Origin of the sequence: Rhodococcus sp. NPDC078407 (assembly GCF_044542515.1) — a bacterium.
Lineage (GTDB): Bacteria > Actinomycetota > Actinomycetes > Mycobacteriales > Mycobacteriaceae > Rhodococcoides.
The window spans coordinates 12691-34164 of sequence record NZ_JBITUQ010000028.1 but is presented as its reverse complement, the minus strand read 5'-3'; the positions used below and the strand labels follow the sequence as shown (position 1 = coordinate 34164).

Annotated in this window: 22 protein-coding genes, 1 tRNA gene and 1 riboswitch; of the genes, 12 read left to right on the top strand and 11 right to left on the bottom strand. The window is 65.0% G+C overall.

From position 1 onward, the window contains the following. Positions 1-41 precede the first annotated feature (41 nt). Complete coding sequence (locus ACIGGF_RS22045; RefSeq protein ID WP_397523292.1) at positions 42-956, top strand: alpha/beta fold hydrolase; 915 nt, start codon at positions 42-44, stop codon at positions 954-956. Further along, a complete protein-coding gene (locus tag ACIGGF_RS22040; protein ID WP_397523291.1) occupies positions 953-1591 on the top strand; it encodes an LON peptidase substrate-binding domain-containing protein in 639 nt (212 codons plus the stop codon). Before ACIGGF_RS22045 ends, ACIGGF_RS22040 begins: the two co-directional genes overlap by 4 nt. Positions 1592-1834: 243 nt before the next feature. On the opposite strand, the gene ACIGGF_RS22035 is transcribed toward ACIGGF_RS22040, so the two are convergent. Then, positions 1835-1908, bottom strand: a tRNA-Met gene (locus ACIGGF_RS22035). Positions 1909-1981: 73 nt separating this feature from the next. Here ACIGGF_RS22035 and ACIGGF_RS22030 point away from each other — a divergent pair. Beyond that, positions 1982-2761 carry an enoyl-CoA hydratase/isomerase family protein gene (locus ACIGGF_RS22030; protein WP_397523290.1) on the top strand — a complete coding sequence of 260 codons (780 nt, stop codon included), beginning with the start codon at positions 1982-1984 and terminating at the stop codon, positions 2759-2761. Here the strand turns inward: ACIGGF_RS22030 and ACIGGF_RS22025 are convergent. Next, the gene (locus tag ACIGGF_RS22025) at positions 2744-3364 is read right to left on the bottom strand and encodes a DUF998 domain-containing protein (RefSeq protein WP_397523289.1); all 621 of its coding nucleotides are present in this window, start codon (positions 3362-3364) and stop codon (positions 2744-2746) included. The genes ACIGGF_RS22030 and ACIGGF_RS22025 overlap by 18 nt on opposite strands. Positions 3365-3431: 67 nt before the next feature. Here ACIGGF_RS22025 and ACIGGF_RS22020 point away from each other — a divergent pair, with 67 nt between their 5' ends. Beyond that, the gene (locus tag ACIGGF_RS22020; protein ID WP_397523288.1) at positions 3432-3995 is read left to right on the top strand and encodes a TetR/AcrR family transcriptional regulator; all 564 of its coding nucleotides are present in this window, start codon (positions 3432-3434) and stop codon (positions 3993-3995) included. Further along, complete coding sequence (locus ACIGGF_RS22015; protein ID WP_397523287.1) at positions 3992-5347, top strand: ABC1 kinase family protein; 1356 nt, start codon at positions 3992-3994, stop codon at positions 5345-5347. Before ACIGGF_RS22020 ends, ACIGGF_RS22015 begins: the two co-directional genes overlap by 4 nt. A gap of 32 nt (positions 5348-5379) precedes the next feature. On the opposite strand, the gene ACIGGF_RS22010 is transcribed toward ACIGGF_RS22015, so the two are convergent. Further along, positions 5380-6357, bottom strand: coding sequence for an NADPH:quinone oxidoreductase family protein (locus ACIGGF_RS22010; protein WP_397523286.1), 978 nt, complete (start codon positions 6355-6357; stop codon positions 5380-5382). 106 nt (positions 6358-6463) lie between these two features. On the opposite strand from ACIGGF_RS22010, the gene ACIGGF_RS22005 reads away from it, so the two are divergent. Both ACIGGF_RS22005 and ACIGGF_RS22000 read left to right on the top strand, forming a co-directional pair. Continuing rightward, positions 6464-7150, top strand: a complete 687-nt coding sequence (locus ACIGGF_RS22005) for a dienelactone hydrolase family protein (protein WP_397523285.1) — start codon at positions 6464-6466, stop codon at positions 7148-7150. Further along, on the top strand, positions 7137-8045 hold the full coding sequence (locus ACIGGF_RS22000; protein WP_397523284.1) for an amidohydrolase family protein: 909 nt from the start codon (positions 7137-7139) through the stop codon (positions 8043-8045). The genes ACIGGF_RS22005 and ACIGGF_RS22000 overlap by 14 nt, the downstream gene beginning before the upstream one ends. Before the next feature lie 10 nt (positions 8046-8055). On the opposite strand, the gene ACIGGF_RS21995 is transcribed toward ACIGGF_RS22000, so the two are convergent. Then, positions 8056-8901 (bottom strand): patatin-like phospholipase family protein, encoded by an 846-nt coding sequence (locus tag ACIGGF_RS21995; protein WP_397523283.1) that lies wholly within the window; start codon positions 8899-8901, stop codon positions 8056-8058. A 29-nt stretch (positions 8902-8930) separates the two neighbouring features. Then, a complete protein-coding gene (locus tag ACIGGF_RS21990) occupies positions 8931-9797 on the bottom strand; it encodes a lysophospholipase (protein ID WP_397523282.1) in 867 nt (288 codons plus the stop codon). Positions 9798-9964: 167 nt separating this feature from the next. Here ACIGGF_RS21990 and ACIGGF_RS21985 point away from each other — a divergent pair, with 167 nt between their 5' ends. Then, entirely contained in the window at positions 9965-11152 is a 1188-nt protein-coding gene (locus ACIGGF_RS21985; RefSeq protein WP_397523281.1) for an alkane 1-monooxygenase, read from the top strand. A 1-nt stretch (position 11153) separates the two neighbouring features. Here ACIGGF_RS21985 and ACIGGF_RS21980 read toward each other — a convergent pair whose 3' ends face one another. Beyond that, entirely contained in the window at positions 11154-12356 is a 1203-nt protein-coding gene (locus ACIGGF_RS21980) for an AAA family ATPase (protein WP_397523280.1), read from the bottom strand. A gap of 232 nt (positions 12357-12588) precedes the next feature. On the opposite strand from ACIGGF_RS21980, the gene ACIGGF_RS21975 reads away from it, so the two are divergent. Continuing rightward, complete coding sequence (locus ACIGGF_RS21975) at positions 12589-13056, top strand: alpha-isopropylmalate synthase regulatory domain-containing protein (protein ID WP_397523279.1); 468 nt, start codon at positions 12589-12591, stop codon at positions 13054-13056. Positions 13057-13196: 140 nt separating this feature from the next. On the opposite strand, the gene ACIGGF_RS21970 is transcribed toward ACIGGF_RS21975, so the two are convergent. Next, a complete protein-coding gene (locus tag ACIGGF_RS21970) occupies positions 13197-13712 on the bottom strand; it encodes a hypothetical protein (RefSeq protein WP_397523278.1) in 516 nt (171 codons plus the stop codon). A 114-nt stretch (positions 13713-13826) separates the two neighbouring features. On the opposite strand from ACIGGF_RS21970, the gene ACIGGF_RS21965 reads away from it, so the two are divergent. From ACIGGF_RS21965 to ACIGGF_RS21955, 3 genes are all read left to right on the top strand, one after another. Next, positions 13827-14726 carry a metal-dependent hydrolase gene (locus ACIGGF_RS21965; protein WP_397523277.1) on the top strand — a complete coding sequence of 300 codons (900 nt, stop codon included), beginning with the start codon at positions 13827-13829 and terminating at the stop codon, positions 14724-14726. Between the two features lie 83 nt (positions 14727-14809). Continuing rightward, positions 14810-15829 (top strand): PDR/VanB family oxidoreductase, encoded by a 1020-nt coding sequence (locus ACIGGF_RS21960; RefSeq protein ID WP_397523319.1) that lies wholly within the window; start codon positions 14810-14812, stop codon positions 15827-15829. Between the two features lie 6 nt (positions 15830-15835). After that, complete coding sequence (locus ACIGGF_RS21955) at positions 15836-16732, top strand: alpha/beta fold hydrolase (RefSeq protein WP_397523276.1); 897 nt, start codon at positions 15836-15838, stop codon at positions 16730-16732. Positions 16733-16744: 12 nt separating this feature from the next. Here the strand turns inward: ACIGGF_RS21955 and ACIGGF_RS21950 are convergent, their stop codons facing one another. The 4 genes from ACIGGF_RS21950 to ACIGGF_RS21935 form a co-directional block, all read right to left on the bottom strand. Continuing rightward, on the bottom strand, positions 16745-18013 hold the full coding sequence (locus tag ACIGGF_RS21950; RefSeq protein WP_397523275.1) for an LLM class flavin-dependent oxidoreductase: 1269 nt from the start codon (positions 18011-18013) through the stop codon (positions 16745-16747). A 1-nt stretch (position 18014) separates the two neighbouring features. Next, entirely contained in the window at positions 18015-18776 is a 762-nt protein-coding gene (locus ACIGGF_RS21945) for a 3-oxoacyl-ACP reductase (RefSeq protein ID WP_397523274.1), read from the bottom strand. A 49-nt stretch (positions 18777-18825) separates the two neighbouring features. After that, a riboswitch (TPP riboswitch) is annotated at positions 18826-18918 on the bottom strand. 73 nt (positions 18919-18991) lie between these two features. Beyond that, positions 18992-20287 carry an alpha-amylase family glycosyl hydrolase gene (locus tag ACIGGF_RS21940; protein WP_397523318.1) on the bottom strand — a complete coding sequence of 432 codons (1296 nt, stop codon included), beginning with the start codon at positions 20285-20287 and terminating at the stop codon, positions 18992-18994. Further along, positions 20287-21465 (bottom strand): alpha-hydroxy-acid oxidizing protein, encoded by a 1179-nt coding sequence (locus ACIGGF_RS21935; RefSeq protein WP_397523273.1) that lies wholly within the window; start codon positions 21463-21465, stop codon positions 20287-20289. Before ACIGGF_RS21935 ends, ACIGGF_RS21940 begins: the two co-directional genes overlap by 1 nt. Positions 21466-21474: the final 9 nt, after the last annotated feature.

Genomic DNA, 21474 nt, shown 5'->3' with positions numbered 1-21474 from the left:
GCTTCGCGACAGGCCCGAACCACACGACAGGGAGGTCGACAATGAGTTCACCGTACGAATTGCAGTCCGTGGAACTTCACAAGGACGTCCTGCGGTACGTCGACATCGGCGACGGTCCTCCCGTGATTCTGGTGCACGGCCTACTCGGATCGCATCTGTCCTGGGGCACCCAGCTCGAGCGTCTGTCGCACAAGTACCGGGTCATCGCACCCGATCTGTTCGGACACGGCGACTCCGACAAGCCGGCCGGCGATTACTCGCTGAGCTCGCACTCGGCCACCATTCGAGATCTGATGGATCATCTGCAGATCGACTCCGCGCCGATGGTCGGTCACTCGCTCGGCGGCGGCATCATCATGCAGCTCACATATCTGTTCCCCGAGCGCGTGGATCGTCTCGCATTGGTCAGTAGCGGCGGCCTCGGCCCCGAGGTGAGCCTGCTACTCAAGGCCGCGACGCTTCCCGGTAGCGAGTTGGTACTTCCGCTACTTGCGTCGGATTGGTTCCGCAAGAACACCGAGGGTGCGCTGGCGCAGCTGGGTAAGTGGGGTCTTCCGGTCAAACCAGGCCCGAGTATGGCCGAGACGTGGCGATCGTTCCAGTCGGTTGCCGACCGTTCCACCCGCGGCGCCTTCCTCGCGTCGACGCGAGCCGTGGTGGGCCCACGCGGTCAGACCGTCAGTGCCAAGCAACATTTCGCGAAGTTCGAGTCCATTCCGTCGCTGCTCGTCTGGGGCGGTAAAGATCGGATGATTCCGGCCAAGCACGCCGACAACATTCGGCGTGAGGTGCCCAACAGCCGCGTCGAGATCTTCCCCGATGCGGGTCACTTCCCGCAGCTCGACGAGCCGGATTTCTTCTTCCGCCTGCTGGACGATTTCCTGGGTGACAACGCGACGGAAAACGACGCGACGGCCGAGATCATTCCGGCAGTCATGCCGATGCATCGCCCGTGAGCGTCATTCCGATGTTCCCCCTCGGGAGTGTGTTGCTCCCGGGCGAACGGCTACCGCTGCACATCTTCGAGCCGCGCTACCAGGCACTGGTGCACGACTGCCTCGAGCAGGACGATCCGAGCTTCGGCGTCGTGCTCATCGCGCGCGGCCACGAGGCCGGCGGCGGCGACGTTCGGCATGACGTGGCGACGATCGCTCACATCATCGGGCACGAGGCCATCGGTGACGGTCGGTATCTGCTCGAGTGTGTCGGAGGCGAGCGAGTCAGGATCGACGCCTGGCTGCCCGACGATCCCTATCCGTTGGCCGACGTGCGACCGTGGCCCGACGAGGACGCCGACTCGGTGATCGCCGATACCGAATTCGACACCACGTGGGCACGGGTCGAGGATCTGTACGAGCTCATCGGCCGGCTCGAATCCGCCGAAAACATTGCCACTCCGGGCTTTCCGGATTTTCTGAGCCTGCCGATCTCGGCCGCCGAGAAGATCTGGTCGCTGGCCGCACTGATCCCGATGGGTCAGTCCGATCGGCTGGACATCCTGTCGGCACCGGACGCCCGAGCCCGCAAGACCGCACTGGACGACGCCATCGAGAACGTCACGGCCGTCGTGCAATTCAGACTGCAACCCTGAGGGGCCTTCCACCCACACCACTCAGGCCGGCCGCATGTGGTCTCATGAAACGCTCGGGTCGACACCCCTTACGCGAGATCCGGTGAGCTGTGGCAACGGATGCTCCACTTCGTGTCGCAGATCGGGAACTTCCCGACTGTGAGCTGCCGAGTGGAGCAAAAGTTGCATCGCACCGTCATCGACAGGGCGTGCAGGATTGAACGAAAAACCACGGCCCTCGTGAGGACCGTGGTCTTGTTTTCGTAGCGGGGACAGGATTTGAACCTGCGACCTCTGGGTTATGAGCCCAGCGAGCTACCGAGCTGCTCCACCCCGCGCTGTGTGTCCCCAACGGTACATGCCATCTCGATAGTCTCCCAATCGCCTGGTCAACGCTCTACGGTTTTCGGTATGCCCACCGAGCACTCCCCCGTACTGTCCTTCCCGCACCCGGCCGTCGCCCAGATCACGCTGAGCAACCCGCCGGTCAACGCGCTGACCCGTCCGGCGACGCGCCGGCTTCATACCGTTCTACGAGAACTGGCGGTGGGCAACGAGATTCGAGCGGTGGTGCTCACCGGCGAGCGGGTGTTCAGTGCGGGTTCGGACATCTCCGAGATGCCCTCGATGCAGGCCGACGGTGATGTGCTCGCTCGCAAGAGCGCCTTCGAGACCGCCACGCTCGATCTGCTGGCGGACCTGCCGCTTCCGACGGTCGCGGCGATCGACGGATTCGCGTTGGGCGGCGGACTCGAGATGGCCATGTGCTGCGATCTCGTGGTCGCGGACGCAGGCGCTCGGCTCGGGCTACCGGAGATCGACCTCGGCGTCATCCCCAGCAGCGGCGGGTCGATGCGGGCGCTGCGCCGAGTGGGCCAGGCTCGCGCGGCCGAGCTCGTCCTGCTCGGCGAGCCCATCACGGCCGAGACCGCGCTCGAGTGGGGTCTGATCAATCGGGTGGCTCCGCGCGGTGAATCGCTCTCGGTGGCCTTGGACCTGGCGCACGTACTCGCTCGGAAGTCCCGCTCGGCGGTGCACGCGAACAAGCGGGCCCTGGCGCTCACTTTCGGGGAGGAACCCTACGAACCAGCACAACGGGCGCTGCCTGTGTTCGAGGAAGCCTTCGGGTCGACGGACGGCAAGGAGGGTGTGCGTGCATTTCTCGCCAAGCAGTCACCGAACTTCGGCTAGGCCTCGCCGGTGCACGAGAATCATTGTCCCCGTGATGATCTCCCATCCGATGATCGTGTACACCGAGATGCGCTCGAACGTCCCGCCGTCGAGGATCCCCGGGTCGGCGAGGAACAGGGCCAGACCGGCCAAACCGACGGCCCCCGCGGCCGCGCTGCCCACCGTGTACCACCGCGGCGCACCGACGCGACTGCCGTACCGACCGACAGCCAGCAGTACCAGGTTCCCACCGATGATCGCCATCCCGGCGCCCGCCGCATGCGGCACCGATGCTCCGTCGACCGACGCGTGCGCCAGCCCGACCACGACACTGCCGACGCCGTGCACGATCGCCGTCCCCAGCAGAATCCACCGCGCTCGACCCTCGAACAGCACGGACAATCCGAGTCCGGCGAGAACGAACAGCGTGCCGTCGACGACGAACCCGGTGTTCATCACCGCATGCCACGGTGAGATGTCCGGAATCCCGAGGTCACTGATGTTGTTGCGCGCGTAGCTGTACGGCGGATCGCTCCAGCCCAGTGCCGCAATCGCTTCGGCGGCAAGGTAGGTCAACCCGCCGACGAGGAAGGCCCCGGCGGCCAGGACGGTGGTTCTCTTCACAGCGGCATGGTCCGATCTCGAGAACCCAGTTACACCCGGCGTGTACCGATTGGTACAGTACCGGCTCATGAGCGATCGCCACGACGTGGTGCCGATACTCGCAGGGGTGTTCCGCGACCACGGGTTCGACGGTTCGTCTCTCGCGGTCATCAGCAGGCAGACCGGCCTGGGCAAAGGCAGTCTCTACCACTACTTTCCGCGCGGCAAACAGGAGATGGCCGAGGCAGTCCTCGACGACGTGGAACAGTGGTTTCACCACAATGTGTTCGAGCCGCTCCGGCACGGGACCGATGCGGCGTCGGCCACACACGAGATGTTCGAGCAGACCGCTCGCTACTTCCGCTCCAACCGTCTGGTGTGTCTGTTCGGAGCGTTCACGCTCGGCCTCGAGCGTGCCGCGTTCTCCGGACGCGTCGCAACACATTTCACACACTGGATCGAGGCACTCACCCCGGTCCTGAACCGACTCGGACACGGTGAGTCGGCAGCCGGTCTGGCCGAGGAGATCGTAGCCGGAATCCAAGGTGCGCTGGTGCTCTCACGTGCCTCGGACGACCAGACCACATTCGATCGATTGTTGTCGCGCCTGGAAGCGTCGACCGCACGCCTACCCGAGGGAGTGCACGCATGACGCCCGAGCCCACGACGCCCGAGCCCGCACCCGAGCTGAAGACTTTCGGGATACGAGAACTGCTGCGGCTCATCGTCATCGGATCGGTGTTGACGTACTTCCAGTTCGTCGCGATCGGACGCTGGGTTCGTGCGCCCCGACGCGGGTGGCCGGTGCATGCCTCGGAGGCCGTTGTCGATGCGTTCTTCGCTCTCGGTCCCACTTTCGTCAAGGTCGGACAGCTGATGGGATCCTCCCCGGGACTGTTCCCCAAGGTCCTCGCCGATACCTGTCTGCGGTGCCTCGACGAGGTTCCGCCGTTTCCCGGTTCGCAGGCACGCGCGGTGATCGAGGCCGACCTGGGCCGCACCATCGACGATCTGTTCTCCTCGTTCGACGACGTGCCGCTCTCGTCCGCGTCGGTTGCTCAGGTACATCTGTGCGTGCGCCGCGACAACGGTCGCGAAGTTGTCATGAAGGTGCAGCGGCGGGGCATCTATCACCGGATGAAGATCGATCTGCGGATCGCCTACCTCATCGCCCGCGGGCTCGAGAAGTTCATTCCGTTCTTCGCCACCGCCAATGCGTCGGCCATCATCGTCGACCTGCATGCCGCCACTTTCGCCGAACTCGACAGTGCCGTGGAAGCCAAGCGACAGGACAGCTTTCGCGCGGCCATCGGTGCATTCGGTGACAACGAGCACGTCACCGCTCCCGAGGTGTTCTTCGACTACTGCGGTGGCCGAGTCATCTGCATGGAACTGATGCAGGGCTCTCCACTCGATCGCTACGAGCCCGGAGAGCAATCCGAGCTGATCGTCCGCCGAGCTGCCAAGGTGTGGATGGAAGCGCTCGTGCTGCACGGTCTTTTCCACGGCGACGTGCACGCGGGCAACGTGTGGGTGCTCGACGACGGCCGAGTGGCCTTCCTCGATTTCGGTGTCATGGGCGAGGTGGACGAGCAGTGGCGCGCACTGCTACTCGACCTGTTCCATGCCACCGTGATCGACGGTGATTTCACCAGGCTCGCCGGCACCGTCAAACGTTTGGGAATCGTTGCACCACAGATGGGTTCGGATGCCGAGGTCGGAGCGATACTGCAGTCGGTGTTCGCGCCGATGCTCTCGACGACCCTCGCGCACTTCAGCCTGGCGGACTTCATCCGCGCCCTGGTCAGCATGGGCAAGCAGTACAAGACATCGAGCCCCGAGGAATTGATCCTGGTGGCCAAGCAACTCGGTTACTTCGAGAGGTATGCCATCGAACTCGCGCCCGACTGGGCTCTCGGCACTGATCCGTTCGTCTTCAAGAACGTCTTCCCCGCCGAGATCGCGGCCCTGTCCGAGGCACGGGGCATCGAGTTGCCGGAGTGACCCGGCAACTCGATGCAGGGCAACAGGCGATATCAGCGCGAGAAGTCGAGCACCACTTTTCCTGCGGCAGTGCGATTTTCCAGTGAGGCAATGGCAGCGGCGGCTTCGTCGGCCGGAAACACCGAGGGCTCCGGAGCAACGAGGGATCCGTCGGCCAGTAGCGGTTGAATTTCGGCCCACTGCTCGGCGAGGTAGCCCGGTCGCGTCATCCACCACGCACCCCAGCCGACGCCCACGACGTCGACGTTGTTGAGCAGCAACCGGTTGACTTTGACCGTCGGAATCTCGCCACCGGTGAAGCCCAGTACCAGGATTCGCCCCGACGGCGCGAGCGAACGGATGCTGTCGGTGAACCGGTCACCGCCCACCGGGTCGACCACCACATCGACACCGCGACCGCCGGTCAGTTCCTTGACTGCGTCCTTCCACCCGTCGACGAGCACGACGTCGGTGGCTCCGGCGGCGCGCGCGATGTCGGCCTTGGCCTCCGAGCTCACCACTGCGATCACCCGCGACGCACCGAGCACCGGAGCCATCCGCAGCGCGGAGGTTCCGATACCGCCGGCTGCGCCGTGCACGAGTACGGTCTCACCGGCTGCCAGCCGGCCGCGTTCACGGAGTGCGAAGTGCACCGTCAAATCGTTGAACAGCAGCCCCGCCCCTGCGGTGAGCGATACCGAATCCGGTAGCGCGAACACCGTATCGGGTGACACCACGGCGACCTCGGCCATTCCGTCGCTCAAGCCGGTCAGCGCCGCGACACGATCGCCCGCCGAGAAGCCGGAACCCTCCGGAGCCGACCGTACGACGCCGGCGATCTCGCTGCCGGGAACGAACGGCAATTCCGGCTTGTACTGGTACAGCCCACGGGTGAGCAACGCGTCGGGAAAGGCCACGCCCGCGGCATGAACGTCGATGACCACCGCCCCGTCGCGTGGGGCGGGTTCGGCGATGTCCACCACGCTCACCGAGTCGGGTCCGTCGAGGCTGGAGATCTGTACCGCACGCATGAGTTGTCCTCTCGGTCGGGATCGTTCCCTGCCCGCCACCGTACAAAACCGTCTAACTCACCGTGGATACCGGCATGCACGCGGAGGGGTGTGCTCCAATCGAGGGGTGAACACCACCCCCCTCACCATGGTCCAGCCCGACGGGAATGCACGCGGCGGCGTCATCGTCATTCAGGAAGCCTTCGGCGTCACCGACCACATCGTCGACGTCTGCAATCGTGTCGCGGCCGCAGGATGGGTCGCCGTCGCTCCGCATCTGTTCCACCGGCAGGACGGCATCACCGTTCTCGATTACTCCGACATGAATTCCGCCATGGCGGCCATCGGCAAGCTCGAGGCGGACGAGGTCGACGCGGACGTCGACGCAGCGGCGAGTGCCCTCGCCGAACTGGGATTCGAGCCCTCGTCGATCGCCATCGTCGGCTTCTGCATGGGCGGCACCGTGGCCTTCCATACCGCTGTTCGACGCCCCCTCGCTGCGGCAGCTACCTTCTACGGCGGCGGAATCACGAAGGGCCGCTTCGGTTATCCCGCGATGGCCTCGGTGGGCGACGCGCTTCAGACCCCATGGCACGGCTTCTTCGGGGACCTGGACGAGGGCATCCCGTTCGAGGACGTCGAGACGCTACGCGGATTCACTGCAACCGCCCCGGTCGCCACCGAGATCACCCGGTACGCGCACGGCAAGCATGGTTTCCATTGCAACGACCGCCCTGCGGTGTTCGACGCCGATGCCGCGGCCGATGCGTGGGGCAAGACTCTCGAGTGGTTCGACGCGCATGTCGCACGCTGAGCAGCCGCGGTCCGACGCCGACCTCGCCGAGGAGACGGCACGTATCGTCGCCTTCTGGACCGAGCTGTCGTTGCCGGGCCTCTTCGACGTCCACACGCACTTCATGCCGAAGAACGTGATGGACAAGGTGTGGAGCTACTTCGACAGTGCCGGGCCGCTGACCGGCAGCGTCTGGCCCATTTCGTATCGCTTCGCCGAAGACCGGCGACTGGACGTCATTCGCGAGTTCGGAGTGCGGCACTTCACCTCGATGATCTATCCGCACAAGCCGTCGATGGCAGCATGGCTCAACTCATGGGGTGCGGACTTCGCGGCGCGTACTCCCGACTGCCTGCACACCGCCACGTTCTATCCCGAGGACGGTGCCGCCGAATACGTCGAGCAAGCACTGACGAGCGGTGCCCGAATCTTCAAGTCGCACATTCAGGTCGGCAACTATTCACCGAACGATCCTCTGCTCGACGGTGTCTGGGGCGCGCTCTCGGACGCCCAGGTTCCGGTGGTGATTCACTGCGGATCCGGCCCGGCGCCCGGGTCGTATACCGGTCCGGAGCCCATAGCCGCTCTGCTGCAGCGGTTCCCGACGTTACCGTTGATCATCGCGCACATGGGCATGCCCGAGTACGTCCAGTTTCTCGATCTGGCCGATCGCTTCGAGAACGTTCGACTCGACACCACCATGGCATTCACCGACTTCTCCGAGGCGGCGGCACCGTTTCCGAGTAACGAGTTGCCGCGGCTGCTCGATCTGCAGAACCGCATCCTGTTCGGCAGCGACTACCCCAACATCCCGTATCCCTACCTTGACGCTCTCGATGCAGTACGCCGCCTGGACCTGGGAGACGACTGGGTTCGCGCCGTGTGCTGGGGCAACGGCGCTGCACTGTTCGGCTAGAGCAGCCGGCCTAGACCCAGAACTCGGCAATACGCGCTGCGATGGCATTGCCATGCGCTCGTCCGGCCATTGCCGCAGCCGATCGAACGGCGATGTCCGTCGCGTCGGGCCCGATGGCCTCCGACGAATCGGCATCGGGCACAATGACTTCCACTTTGGAGCCGCCCTTCACCAGACGCTCTCGTTCGATCTCGAAGGGATCGTCCTCGAGGTCGAGTGCACCGACCTTGAGCACCAGCACCTTCTCGAAACCCACTGCGAGATCGGCATTTTCGCTCGCTCGAATGCCGCCGTCGACGTAGCGATGGTCGCCGATCGTCACCGGCGGCCACATGCCCGGAATGGCGCAGCTCGCGGCCACCGCGTCGATCAATTGAACGCCCGAGCCCCGATCGAGAACCCGATGCCGACCGGTCACCGCGTCGACGGTGACGATCCGCAGATCACGGCTCGGCCACGAGTGCGACGGCAGCCGTCGTTCGATGATGGCCCGGCGCTCGCGCTCGGTGATCGTCGACGCCGACAGCGCCTCGCTGCCGATGCGTCGGCGCGTGTCGATCGCACTGCCGTCCGAGTTCTGCGCCGCCCGAGCCAGCATGGAGACCAGTTCGTCGATGGTTGCCTCGGCGTGCGGCTCGTCGTCCTGTTTCGATTCGTCCGCCTGGCGCTCGAACAGCTGGGCCAGCGGTGCTCCGCTCGAGATCTGCGCTGCGACCGAGGATCCGGCCGAGGTGCCCAGCAGCATTTCGGCATCGGTGACGTCGGCTCCGGATTCCGCCAATCCCAGTAGAACACCCGTCTGCCACGCAATTCCTGCGACTCCGCCGCCGCCCAAAACGAGTGCTCGCCTGGTCATGGCCTTACTCCCTTCATCGACAAGATCCGTCAGGAACTTACAGCGCTGGTCTGTACGCGCGGACGCAGCCAGGCGATGAGGTCGTCGAGCACGCGCTCCTTCTCCGGTTCGTTGAACACTTCGTGGAACAGTCCGTCGTACTTCTTCAGGGTCAGGTCGTCGGATCCGGCACGCTCGGCGATGAGTTCGCTGCCGGAGACATCGGCCAATCCGTCGGCGGTTCCGTGCTGGAGCAACACCGGGATCGTCAACGACGGCAGGCGTGCCGGGAACGTGTCGCCGACACCGAGCATCGCCGCGGCCAGGCCCGCCGAGACGCTGCCGTGGTAACCCAATGGATCTGCGACATAGGCGTCGACGACGTTCTTGTCGCGCGAGACCAGGTTGGGATCGAGCTTGAGTACGGGAGCAGCCGGCACCAGCCGTCCGAGGATCTTACCTACCGCGATCAGTGCTTTCGGTTGCCCGACGCTGGGTACCACTGCCGGGCCGGACAGCATCAGCCCATCGATGTCTGCTTGATGGTCGAGGGCGTAGGAGAGTGCGATCGCGCCGCCCATGCTGTGGCCGAGCAGGAAAGTGCGCGTGTTCGGGTACTCGTCTGCTGCAATTCCGAACAGGGTGTGCAGGTCGTCGGTGAAGTCGGACCACTGGGCCAGCGTCACCCGCTTGCCGCCGGAACGCCCGTGGCCGCGGTGATCGGGCGCGTAGACGACCAGGCCGAGAGAGCACAGCCGTTCGATGACGTGTCGGTACCGGCCTGCGTGCTCGGCCAGGCCGTGGGCCAGCACGACAACCCCGGTCGGCGTGTTCTCGGCTGCAGTCTCGGGGGTCCAGACGTCGTAGACGATTCGGGTTCCGTGGACTCCGGCGAACGACGAATCGACATGCTTCATGCGGTCACCGTACAAGGGTGGCGGGGCGTGCGACGGCCCATCGGCGAACCCGCAAAGATTCGCTCTAGTAACTTTCCCCGTCGAACGGGCGATGTCATTGTGAGACGCCACTACCGCCCTGCCTCGACCCCGAGGCCCGGCCACACACCAGGAGTACGAACCCCTCGATGCGCGATCAGTCCGCCACCAGCACGTCGCCTCGGTGGCGCGATCCCAAGCGCTACCTGTGGCCGCTGGGATTGACGATTCCGCTGAGTCCGTTCCTGGCGTGGGGTCTGGTGACCGTCCTCGGGCCAGGTGCCTTCTGGACTCTCGGCTTGATGATCATGGGCGTCGCGCTACCCCTGGTGGACAGGTTCGCGGGAGTCGACCGCAGCAATCCCCCCGACGAGGCGATCGCCGCGCTGGAGAGCGACCCCTACTACCGGTGGTGCGTATACCTGTTTCTGCCGCTGCAGTACGCGGGGCTCGTCGCCGCCTGTTACCTGTGGGCCCACGGACCGCTGGGGGTTCCCGAGCGGATCGGCCTGGCCATCACCGTGGGGATCGTCGGCGGAGTCGGCATCAACGCCGCTCACGAGCTGGGCCACAAGCGGGCACGCCTCGAACGTTGGCTCTCGAAAGTGACGTTGGCACAGACTCTGTACGGCCACTTCTACGTCGAACACAACCACGGCCATCACCTGCGCGTGGCCACCCCCGAGGATCCGGCGTCGGCGAAGTTCGGTGAATCGTTCTGGAAGTTCCTGCCCCGCACCGTCGTGCACGGCCTGCACTCGGCCTGGGAACTCGAGTCCCGACGCCTCGCCCGGCAAGGCCTGTCACGGTGGTCGTACCGAAACAACCTGTTCAACGCCGCGGCCATGAGCGTCGCGCTGTTCGGCGTACTGATCGCCGTCTTCGGCACAGTGATCGTGCCGTATCTGATGCTGCAGGCCGCGATTGCCATCGTTCTGTACGAGGCGGCCAACTATCTCGAGCACTACGGGCTGCTACGCCAGAAGCGGCCGAGCGGGCGGTACGGCAAACCGACCCACCGGGACAGCTGGAACAGCGACCACCTGTGGAGCAACCTGTTCCTCTACCACCTGCAGCGCCACAGCGATCATCATGCGAATCCTGTACGCCGCTATCAGGCCCTGCGCACCGTCGACGAGTCCCCGCAGCTACCGGCCGGGTATGCGGTGATGATCTTCTGTTCGCTGGTTCCGCCGTTGTGGCGCAAGGTGATGGATCAGCGACTGATCGACTTCTACGACGGTGATGCAGACCTGGTCAACGTCGACCGATCCGACGCCCGGGCAGTACGGAAGCTCGAGCAGCTGTGCGGGGAGCGAGCCGAGGCGCACCGGTAGCTCACACCGCTGCTGGCTCGTCGGTCTGCGCGCGCAGGTAGCGCCCGAAGTGCGGAACCGTGAATGCGATGGTGCCGCGCTCGGCCGAGTAGATCAGGCCCTTCTTGATCAGGCCGTCGCGGGCCGGGGACAGTGACGCCGGCTTGCGCTTCAGCTCGGTGGCCACGGCCGAGGTAGGCACCGAGCCGTCGTCCACCGACAGTTCGGCCATCGCGCGCATGTATTCGCGTTCGGCGGGCGTCGCGCGTTCGTAGCGAGAACCGAAGAATCCGACGGCCAGCTCCTCCTCCGCAGTGGGGGCGGCGACGCGAACGTCCTCGACGGAGATCGGGCTGTCGGCCGCGAGATCCCACGTCGCCTTGCCGTAGGCCTGCACGAAATACGGATAGCCGTCGGCAGCGGCGTACAGCGCGTCGAGTGCATCGGGGGTGAATTCGACGTCCTCGCGGTCGGCCGGAGCGATCAGCGCGAGATCTGCCGCGGCGCGCTCGAGCCTGCCGATGCGGTGGTAGCTGAACAGACGCTCGGAGTAACTCTTGGACGCCGACAGCACGGCAGGCAGGTGCGGAAGTCCGGCCCCCACGATGATCAGCGGCGCGGTGTCCTGGCTGAGTTCGTGGCAGGCCGCGCACAGTGCGGAGATGTCGGCCGGACCGAGGTCCTGCATCTCGTCGATGAAGATGGCGATACCCACACCCACATCGCCGGCCAGCGCGGAGGCGTCGAGCAGCAGTTCCACGAGGTCGATCTCGATGTCGCCGGAGTCGGCGCGGCCGGTCTTCGCCGGGACGTCGATGCCGGGTTGCCACCGCTCCCGCATTCCCTTGTCGGCGGTGGAGCGCAGGGCGAAGGCCTTGAGCACGCCGAGGAATTCGTCGACGCGTTCGGGATCGCGATGCGAGGCTGCGATCCCGCGAACTGCCATGTGCAGCGCGGACGACAGTGGTCGACGCAGTTCCTGGTCCGGCCGAGCTTCGATCTTGCCGGTTCCCCAGCCGCGCGCGATGGCCGCGGATCGGAGCTGGTTGAGCAGGACTGTCTTGCCGACGCCGCGCAGCCCGGTCAGTACGACACTGCGCTCCGGCCTGCCTCGGGTGATGCGTTCGAGTACCACGTCGAAGGCGTCGAGCTGCTTCTTTCGACCTGCGAGCTCGGGTGGGCGCTGGCCGGCGCCGGGAGCGTAGGGGTTACGCACGGGGTCCATGGGGCCAAAGTTACAACGAATCGTGCGGTATATGCGGACATCTAGCCCGTGTCCTAGACGTCAGTATTCGTTCGATACTTGCGACACGACGAAGGTCGGGGCTACTGTCGGCGTCGTGAAGCGCATTCTCGTAGTACGCCGCCGTAGCGGGGTCTGATTCGGACCGACCCCTCGCTGCGGGTCGTTGTGCTACCTGTTCGGTCCTCCCTTCACTTTCGGAAGACCAACCTCCATGAACGCACTTGCTTCTTCTCTTGCCACCGACCCGTTCCATGCCCGTTTCGGGTGCGCTCTGCCGCGCACGATGCGCAACGAGATCACCCGGCACAACATGTCGTGGGCGAACTTCACCGACCGCTTCTCCCCCACCTCGGGCCCGCTTCGCCTCGGTTCGTGGACGGCGGCCAGGACCACCGGCGGTAAGACCTCGTTCGACGCGACCTTCGGCATCGCAGACACCATCATCACCTGTGCAGCAACGACTTACGGGCCGATCGAGGCGCTGACGTCGATGCTGTACGACGCCGGATTCCGTCTCGAGATTCTCTCGTTCCATCAGCAGATCATCGGCGGGGAGACGGCCACCTTCGTTCTGGTGGAGCGTGACGGTCGCCGCGAATGGGCGATGGCCATCGATGCCGATTCGACACTGTCGTCCATCCGGGCCATCGTCGCCGGGGCGAACATTTTGCATCGGTAACTGCCGCCTGACGCCGAGATCGCAGTTGTGCAGCGCACGAGGACTGTTTCGTCCGCACAACTGCGAACTCGACACGCTCCTCGCGTTGGTAGCGCTTTCTTCGCCTCTCTAGCGTCCGAGCAATACAGGCGAAGATCTCGCTAGGGCATCTCCACCGTCTGGGCACGCTGAATTTCAGCGAGTGCGCGGCGCACATACGTCTCGGCGCGGCTTTTCCGCACCGCGAGCAGATCCGCCACCACCAACAGGGCGTGCGCAGGCCGAGGCCGAGAACGCGACTGCTCGTCGACGTCGGTCACGCCCAGCGCACCGGTGAGCACCTCGACGAATCCGGCGATGTCCAGGCTCGGAAGCCAGCCGGCTCCTCGGACCGTTCTGCCGAGGACTTCCTGGACGTTCTCACCGGTCAAGCCATCGCTGTATACCTCTTCGAGCAAACTCCGTACGATCTCCGCATGCACGTGCCCGGCTTTGGCCGCGTCCGAGCGGTCCAGCAGTTCGACGGCTTCGTCGAACGCGATCGGATCCTGCGCCACGACAGCAGCGAGAGCATCGACTGTGGCGTCCGCGATCCGACGCACATCGACGGGCCACTCGGCAGGCCAGGCCACGGGGATGCTGCTCGGGGGAACAGCCGCGGGGGAGGGATCGGTCATCGCACGAGTCTCTCATTTGCTGCCGACACGGTTCCTTTTACCTGTAACCGGTGTTTATACTAAGTCACGCACTGTGGCATCGGCCACATCGCGGACGTGGAGGAGGTCGACTCGATGAACGAGCGAAATGCCGTCGCATCGGATCCGGGCGAAGTGATGCTTCAGGCCAGGAACGTCAAGTTCGACTGGAGCGATCTGCCGATGCACTGGGTGCCCGGCGATCCGTACACCACGCACGTGCTCAACGTGCTGCACCTGATTCTGCCCGCCGGCGAGCACTGGTTCGTCGATACGTTCAAAGAAGCTCTGCCCTACATCGACGACGAGAAGCTGCGCGACGACGTCATCGGCTTCATCGGCCAGGAAGCAGTCCACGCCGAGGCCCACACCGGCGTCCTCGTACACCTCGAGGCCAATGGACTCGACCCGAAGCCGTTCACGGATCAGATGGACTGGACCTTCGGCAAGGTGCTCGGAGCCGACTCGGTCACCAGCCTGCGCTCCAAGAACAACCTGGTCGAGCGACTGGCCCTGATCGCCGCCATCGAACACGTCACGGCATTTCTCGGCGACTGGGTGCTCAACGCCGACGGCCTCGACCGCGCGGGCATTCACCCCACCATGCTCGATCTGCTGCGTTGGCACGGTGCCGAAGAGGTGGAGCATCGTTCGGTCGCCTACGACACCCTGCGCTACTTCGACAAGCGCGAGGTACGACGCCTGCGCACCTTCGTGGTGGTCGTTCCGCTGATGGCGTACATCTGGCAGCGCGGAATCATCTTCCTGATGAAGAACGACCCCGAGCTTCAGGGTGCTCCCAGATCGGTCCGTAAGCCCCGATCGGCCCTGTGGCGCAAGTCGGTTCGCCGCGGCACCCTGCCGGCACTGACGCACGTCGGCCGCAGCATGTCGCGCTACCTGAAGAAGTCGTACCACCCGAGCCAGGAAGGCTCCACCGCTCAGGCCGTGCGCTACCTGGCGTCGTCACCCGCCGCTCAGGCCGCGGCGCGGTGAAACTTTCGACGCGTCGCGTTCCGCGGTTGCTGCCCAAGGACGCGCCACCGGATCTGCGGGGACGGGCTCGGCGCGATCGCTCGATGCAGATGCTCGGAACGTTCCTCAACGGCTACATGCACGCCACTGCCGGCAAGGAGTACGACGACGCCGTCGCCGGCCACAACCCCGATTCCGCGCTGCGGCTGGTGGTCGTGGACCGCGAGATAGTCGCCGAGGACAACGATGTCGCTGCCTTGACCCTCGCGTCGCCGACGGGGGAGCAATTGCCGACCTGGCATCCCGGCTGCCACCTCGATCTGCACCTGCCGTCGGGTCGCCGTCGGCAGTACTCACTGTGCGGTGATCCGTCCGACCGCAGTTGCTACCGCATCGCCGTCCGCCGAATACCCACCGGCGCAGGCGGATCCATCGAGATGCATGCGCTCGAGCCCGGCACCGAGGTCACCGTCCGCGGCCCACGGAACGGCTTTCCCTTCGTCGCCGAGGGCAGTGCGCTGTTCATCGCCGGCGGCATCGGCATCACCCCGATCATCGCCATGGTCCGTGCGGCAAGGATTCTCGGGATGGACTGGCAGTTCGTGTACTGCGGTCGCTCCCGCGACACCATGCCCTTTCTCGACGAGATCGAGAGCTGGGAATCGGATCGAGTTTTCGTCCGGACCGACGACGTGCACGGCTACCCCGCCGAGGGTGAATTGCTCGAGCGCGCCCCGGCCGGCGGTGCCGTCTACTGCTGCGGACCCACCCCCATGCTCGACGCCGTCCGCCGCGACTTTCGCGAGTGCCCCGCCACCGCACTGCATTTCGAGCGTTTCGGCCCGCCGCCGATTCTCGACGGCCAGCCGTTCCAGGTGCAGTTGATCAGCACCGGAGCTGTGCTCGATGTGGCCGCCGATGCTTCCGTATTGACCGCAGTGAAGGAACAGAAGCCCAATATCGCGTACTCGTGCCAGCAGGGCTTCTGCGGTACCTGCAAGGTGCGTGTGCTCTCCGGCGAGCCCGAGCATCTCGAAACGCGATTGACCCCCGAAGAGCAGCGAGATCACATGCTGATCTGCGTCTCACGTGCTCGCAGCGCGCGTCTCGTACTCGATCTATAGAACGGAATGGCATTGAGCAGCAACGCAGTTCGGACGACGGTCGTCAACGAGGGTATTCGGTTGGCGGTGTTCGAGAGCGGTAACCCCGACGGTGACCCCATCGTCCTCGTGCATGGGTGGCCCGACACTCACGAGCTGTGGAGCCACATCGTGCCGCAGCTCGAGGACCGCTTTCGGGTGATCAGCTACGACTCGCGCGGAGCCGGCGAGAGCACGGTGCCCACCGAGCAGTCGGCGTACAAGCTCGCCCGGCTGGCGTCGGACTTCTACGCCGTGGCAGATGCGGTCAGCCCCGATGCACCGGTACACGTGCTCGCACACGACTGGGGCGCCGTCGAGGTATGGGAGGCGGCGGCCCAGCCGCAGGCGAGGGATCGAATCCGCTCGTACACATCGATTTCAGGACCCAACCTCGACCATCTCGGCAAGTGGTCGCAGTCTCGGTTGCGTCATCCCACGGTCAACGGCATCAAGCAGGTTCTCGCCCAGGTTCGGGCATCCTGGTACACCGCCACCTTCCATGTCCCGATCCTTGCCAACCTGCGAATCAAACGGCAGTTCGCCAAGGGCTGGCCTGCATTCCTCGAGGAGTTCTCGGGCGTGGACCCGGCGCTCGTCACGCAGAACCCCACCCTGTGGTCCGACGCGACCAACGGAACCAAGCTTTACCGGGCCAACATCATTCCGCTGCTGACCAATCCGCGGGATCGCTACATCGACATCCCGGTGCATCTCATCGTCAACACCGAGGATGTCGCGGTGCGTTCGTACCACTACGACGACACCGGCAAGTGGGTGAAGAACCTCACCCGCAACGACATTCCGGCGGGGCACTGGTCGCCGATCTCGCATGCCGACGACATTGCACGATTGACGCGAGAGTTCATCGACTCGCTGGCCTGAGCCCTCGTCGGATCACTCGGCCAGATGCCCCCGCAGCGTCGAGGACGTGTATTCGGATCGAAACACGCCGCGCTGCTGCAGGATCGGGACTACGTGTTCGACGAAGTCGGCGAGTGAGTCCGGGTAGCGCGGGCACATGAGGTTGAAGCCGTCGGCACCGCGGCCGATCCACGACTGCATCTCGTCGGCGACGGACTCCGGTGTACCGATCATCGTGGCGTGTCCACCACCGGCAGCGAGGGTGCCCAGCAGTTCCCGCACGGTGGGAGCATCCTTCTCGACAATCCGCAGAATCGTCTCGTAACGGCCCAGCGGTCCGGTGAACTCGGACGCCGGTGGCAACGTCGGCACCAGGGAATCCAGTTCCCAAGCAGCACAGTCCTGCCCGGTGAACGTCGACAACATCGCCAGTGACTGCTCGGTAGGTAGTAGCTGATCCAGTTCGGCCTTCTTGCGTCGGGCCTCGTCCATCGTCGATCCGATGTACGTCACCAACCCCGGCATGATGCCCACTGCTGCACTGTCGCGGCCCGCGTGGGCGATGCGCCCCTTCATATCCTCGTAATAGCTCTGCGCTGCAACGAGATCGTAGGCGACGGCATAGATGGCCTCGGCGTACGTGGCAGCGAGATCCCGACCCGGCCCCGACGCCCCCGCCTGGAACAGCACCGGCCTACCCTGCGGCGACCGCGGCACGGTCAACGGACCGTCGACCCGAAAGTGCTTGCCGTCGTGATCGATGGCATGCACCTTGGCCGGGTCCGCGTACGCTCCAGCGCGATCGAGCGTCAACGCGTCGGCGTCCCACGAATCCCACAGCGCCAGAGCCGTATCGACGAACTCCTCGGCGCGCGCATAGCGCTCCTCGCGAGCCGGGATGGCGTCCATCCCGTGATTGCGTGCTTCGGCGTCGAACATGGAGGTGACGACGTTCCAGCCGGCCCGACCGCCGCTGATGTGGTCCAACGACGCCAGCATGCGCGCGGCGTGGAACGGCGTGTAGAACGTCGACGACACAGTGGTGACCAGACCGATGTGGGTTGTCGCTCTGGCCATGGCGGCCAGCGCAGTGATCGGTTCGAGAAACCAGGTTCCGGCTCCGGCCGGATCGCGAACGGAATGCCCGTCGGCGAAGAACACCGCGTCGAACTTTCCCCGTTCCGCGAGCTGTGCAAGCTCCTCGTAGTACGAGATATCGCCGAGATCTTCCACTCGCGAATCGGGGTGCCGCCACGCTGCACTGTGATGTCCGCAGCCGTACAGAAACGCGTTGAGGTGCATATCAGTTCTTGACCAAACCGCCGTCGACAACGAGGTTCTGGCCGGTCACCGAGCGCGCCCACGGCGAGGCGAAGAACAGCAGGGCATCGGCGAACTCCTCCGGCGTGGTCACGCGCTGCAGCGGGGTCGAGGCCGCGATGTAGTCGAAGACCTCGGCCGGGGTCGCGGCGCTGGCGTCGGTGGTGCGCAGCAGTCCGCCGGAGACCATGTTGACGGTGATGTTGTCCGCGCCCAGGTCCACGGACAACGTGCGCGTCAGTGAGAGCAGTGCGGCCTTCGAGGCGGTGTAGTCGTGGTACGGCACCACCGGATTCTGGAACAAGTTGGTGCCCACGTTGATGATTCGACCGAAGCCCGCCTCACGCATTCCCGGTAGGGCCGCCTGCGTGGTGAGCAGCGCCGCGCGAACGCTGCCTCGCAGCTGAGCGTCGAACCGATCCCAGGTGATCTTGTCGGCCTTCGGTCGAGCATCCCCGTCGAACGAGAAATCGGCCAGTGCGTTGTTGACGACGGTGGTGATCGGAGTGCCGAAATGCGCACGGGCCGAATCGAACACCGAGGCCACTGCGCTCTCGTCGGTCACGTCGCCCTGAACCGCGATCGCGTTCTCGCCGAGCCTGTCCGCCAACGCCTCCGCCGCCTCTTTGCTGGCGCGGTAGTCGATCACCACACGTGCGCCCTCACCGGCGAACGCCGCGGCGATCGCTGCTCCCAGTCCGCGGCCGCCGCCGGTGATCAACACTGTCTGCTCGTCGAGTCTCATGCGCTACGCCTCTCGTTCGAGGTCAGGACCGTCGCGAGGGACAGGAAATACCGAAACATCACGACATTCCCTTCGCTGGTCCTAACCAGATCAGGTTCGACGGGTGTGATCTCAGCCCTGACGGGCACCCCGTGTCGCGGTCGACTGTACCTGTAGCGGCCTCTACCGGTTTCTTGTGCTTGGAGTAGACAGCGGAATACGACCGTATGCCGTGATCATCCGATGACAGCCCAGCCGTGAGGCGGAACGCTCACTCGCCCGTCGTTCAGGCTCGCCTCACCGGCCAACAATTCGGTGCCCTGGACTGGGTGGTCGATGGCATCGTCGCCGAGGTTCAGCGCCACGGTAATCGAACCGTCGTCGGCGAAGGCACGGTAGACGAGCGCGGTGTTGGTCAATTCCAGCGTCTGCGTGCGTGCGCTGTACAGCCACGGGTTGCGACGTCGGACGCCGATGAGCTCCTGGTGAATGTGGAACACCGGCCAGCCGTACGGAGCCAGATCCTCGGATGTCTCCGGGTATTCGGGACGCACCTCGTCGTCACCACCGACACGATCTTCCTTGATGCCGCGGAAGGCCTGCTCGTCTCCGTAGTAGATCATCGGCATGCCGCCGACGGTGAACAGAACCACCAACGCGTGCACCAAGTGTCGCTCGTCTTCGATGACGCTGGCGATGCGATTGACATCATGATTTCCGACAAAGGTGGCGGGAACGAAAGCGTCGAGCCAGCCGTTGTGGCGCTCCAATGCATGCGAGAGCTCGAAGAAGTTCTTTTCGCTCAGCCCACTCCAGATCGCCTTCCACAGCTCGTACTGGGTGACCGAGTCGAGCATGGACGCCGACACGATCCGGTCGTAGTCGCCGTGAATGACCTCGCCGAGAAAGTATGCATCCGAATGCTTTTCGCGAACCTTCGGCAGCACCACGGACCAGAACCGGGGCGATACCGCATAGGCTGCATCGAGTCGCCAGGCGTCGACGCCGCGGTCCAGCCAGTGCGACAGTACGTCCACGACGTACTCCTGCACGTGCGGGCTCTCGTGGTTGAGGGCAACCAATTCGTCGTGGCCCTCGAAGTTGTGGTGCGTCGGCTCGTCCCCGGACCAGTCGAGGTGGAACCACCCGGCCGCCTCGGAGTCCGGGCCCTCGGCCAGGGCCTCACGGAACTTCGGGAAGCTCTGCGCCACATGGTTGAAGACGCCGTCGAACATCACCTTCAGCCCGCGTGAGTGCGCCGCGGCAATCAACGAGTCGATGTCCTCGTCGGTGCCGAGCCTGCCATCGATGTGGTAGTAGTCGACGGTGTCGTAGCCGTGCTTCTCGGACTCGAAGATCGGCCCGAGGGCGATACCCGACGCACCGAGTTCGAGCGCGTAGTCGAGCCATTTCTCGATTCTGCTCAGCCGGTGCAGGTCTGCCTGCGATTCACCGTCCCAGCCGTGCACCGGCGCACCGGTGAAGCCGAGCGGGTACAGATGCCACCAGATGGCGTGCTTCGTCCACTCCATCATGACTCCATGATCGAGTCGCGGCCCAATTCGGCAGCACCAGCGTGACCGGACAAACTGGTCACAAGATCGAATTCCGCAAGCAGGCAACGCAATACGTGCGCCACGCCTTCTTGCCCGCCGAGCGCGAGGCCGTAGAGGAACGGACGGCCGAGGAGAACCGCGTCGGCCCCGATCGCCAAGGCCTTGGCCATGTCCGCCCCGGTCCGTACGCCGGAGTCGAACAGGACCGTCAGTTCGTCACCGACCGCATCCACGATCGACGGCAACGCGTCGAGAGATGGCCTGGCACCGTCGATCTGACGACCACCGTGATTGGAGACCACGATGCCGTCGACTCCGTGCGCGGCTGCTTCACGGGCATCGCCGACTGTGCATATTCCCTTGAGGACTATCGGACCGTCCCAGTGCTCACGGAGAAACGCCAGGTTCTTCCACGACAGCCCGGGATTGGGGAACATCTGCGCCCAATGCATCGCGGCCGCAACGGGATTCTCCTCCGCCGGCTGGGCCAATCCGGCCTGGAACGCCGGATCGGTCAGGTAGTTCTCGATGCCGAGGTTGGCCAGGAACGGGAGGTAGCCGCGATCCAGATCGGCGGGCCTCCAGCCCAGCAACGTCGTGTCGAGCGTGAGCACCAACGTGGTGAATCCGGTGTCCTTCGCGCGCTGCAGGAAGCTCAGCAAGACGGATTCGTCCGTGGGCCAGTACAGCTGATACCAGCGCGGCGCATCTCCACCTGCCTCGGCGATCTGCTCGAACGAATGCGATGCCTGGGTCGAATGTATGTACGGCACACCGAGTTCCGCAGCAGCGCGGACAGTGGCCAACTCGCCCTCGGGGTGAGCGAGCGTCTGAATTCCCACCGGTGCGATCAACAGCGGTGCAGGCATGTCGGTGCCGAGCACGGTGCAGGCGTGGTCACGGGCCGCCGAGCTGCGCAGCATCCGCGGCGCGATTGACCATTTGTCGAACGCCGTCCGGTTGGCTCGCGCCGTCGATCCGCTGCCCGCGCTCGCCACGATGTAGCCCAGAGCCTCGGGCGACAGCTTCTCGGCGGCCTGATCCTCCAACCTCGCCAAGTTGGTCGTGATCGGCGATGTCTGCTGGGCGAACATCCCGGCGGCATAGATGCCGAGTTGGTGATCGCTGAAGTTGCTGGGCCTGGCCTCGGTCATCGTTCGACC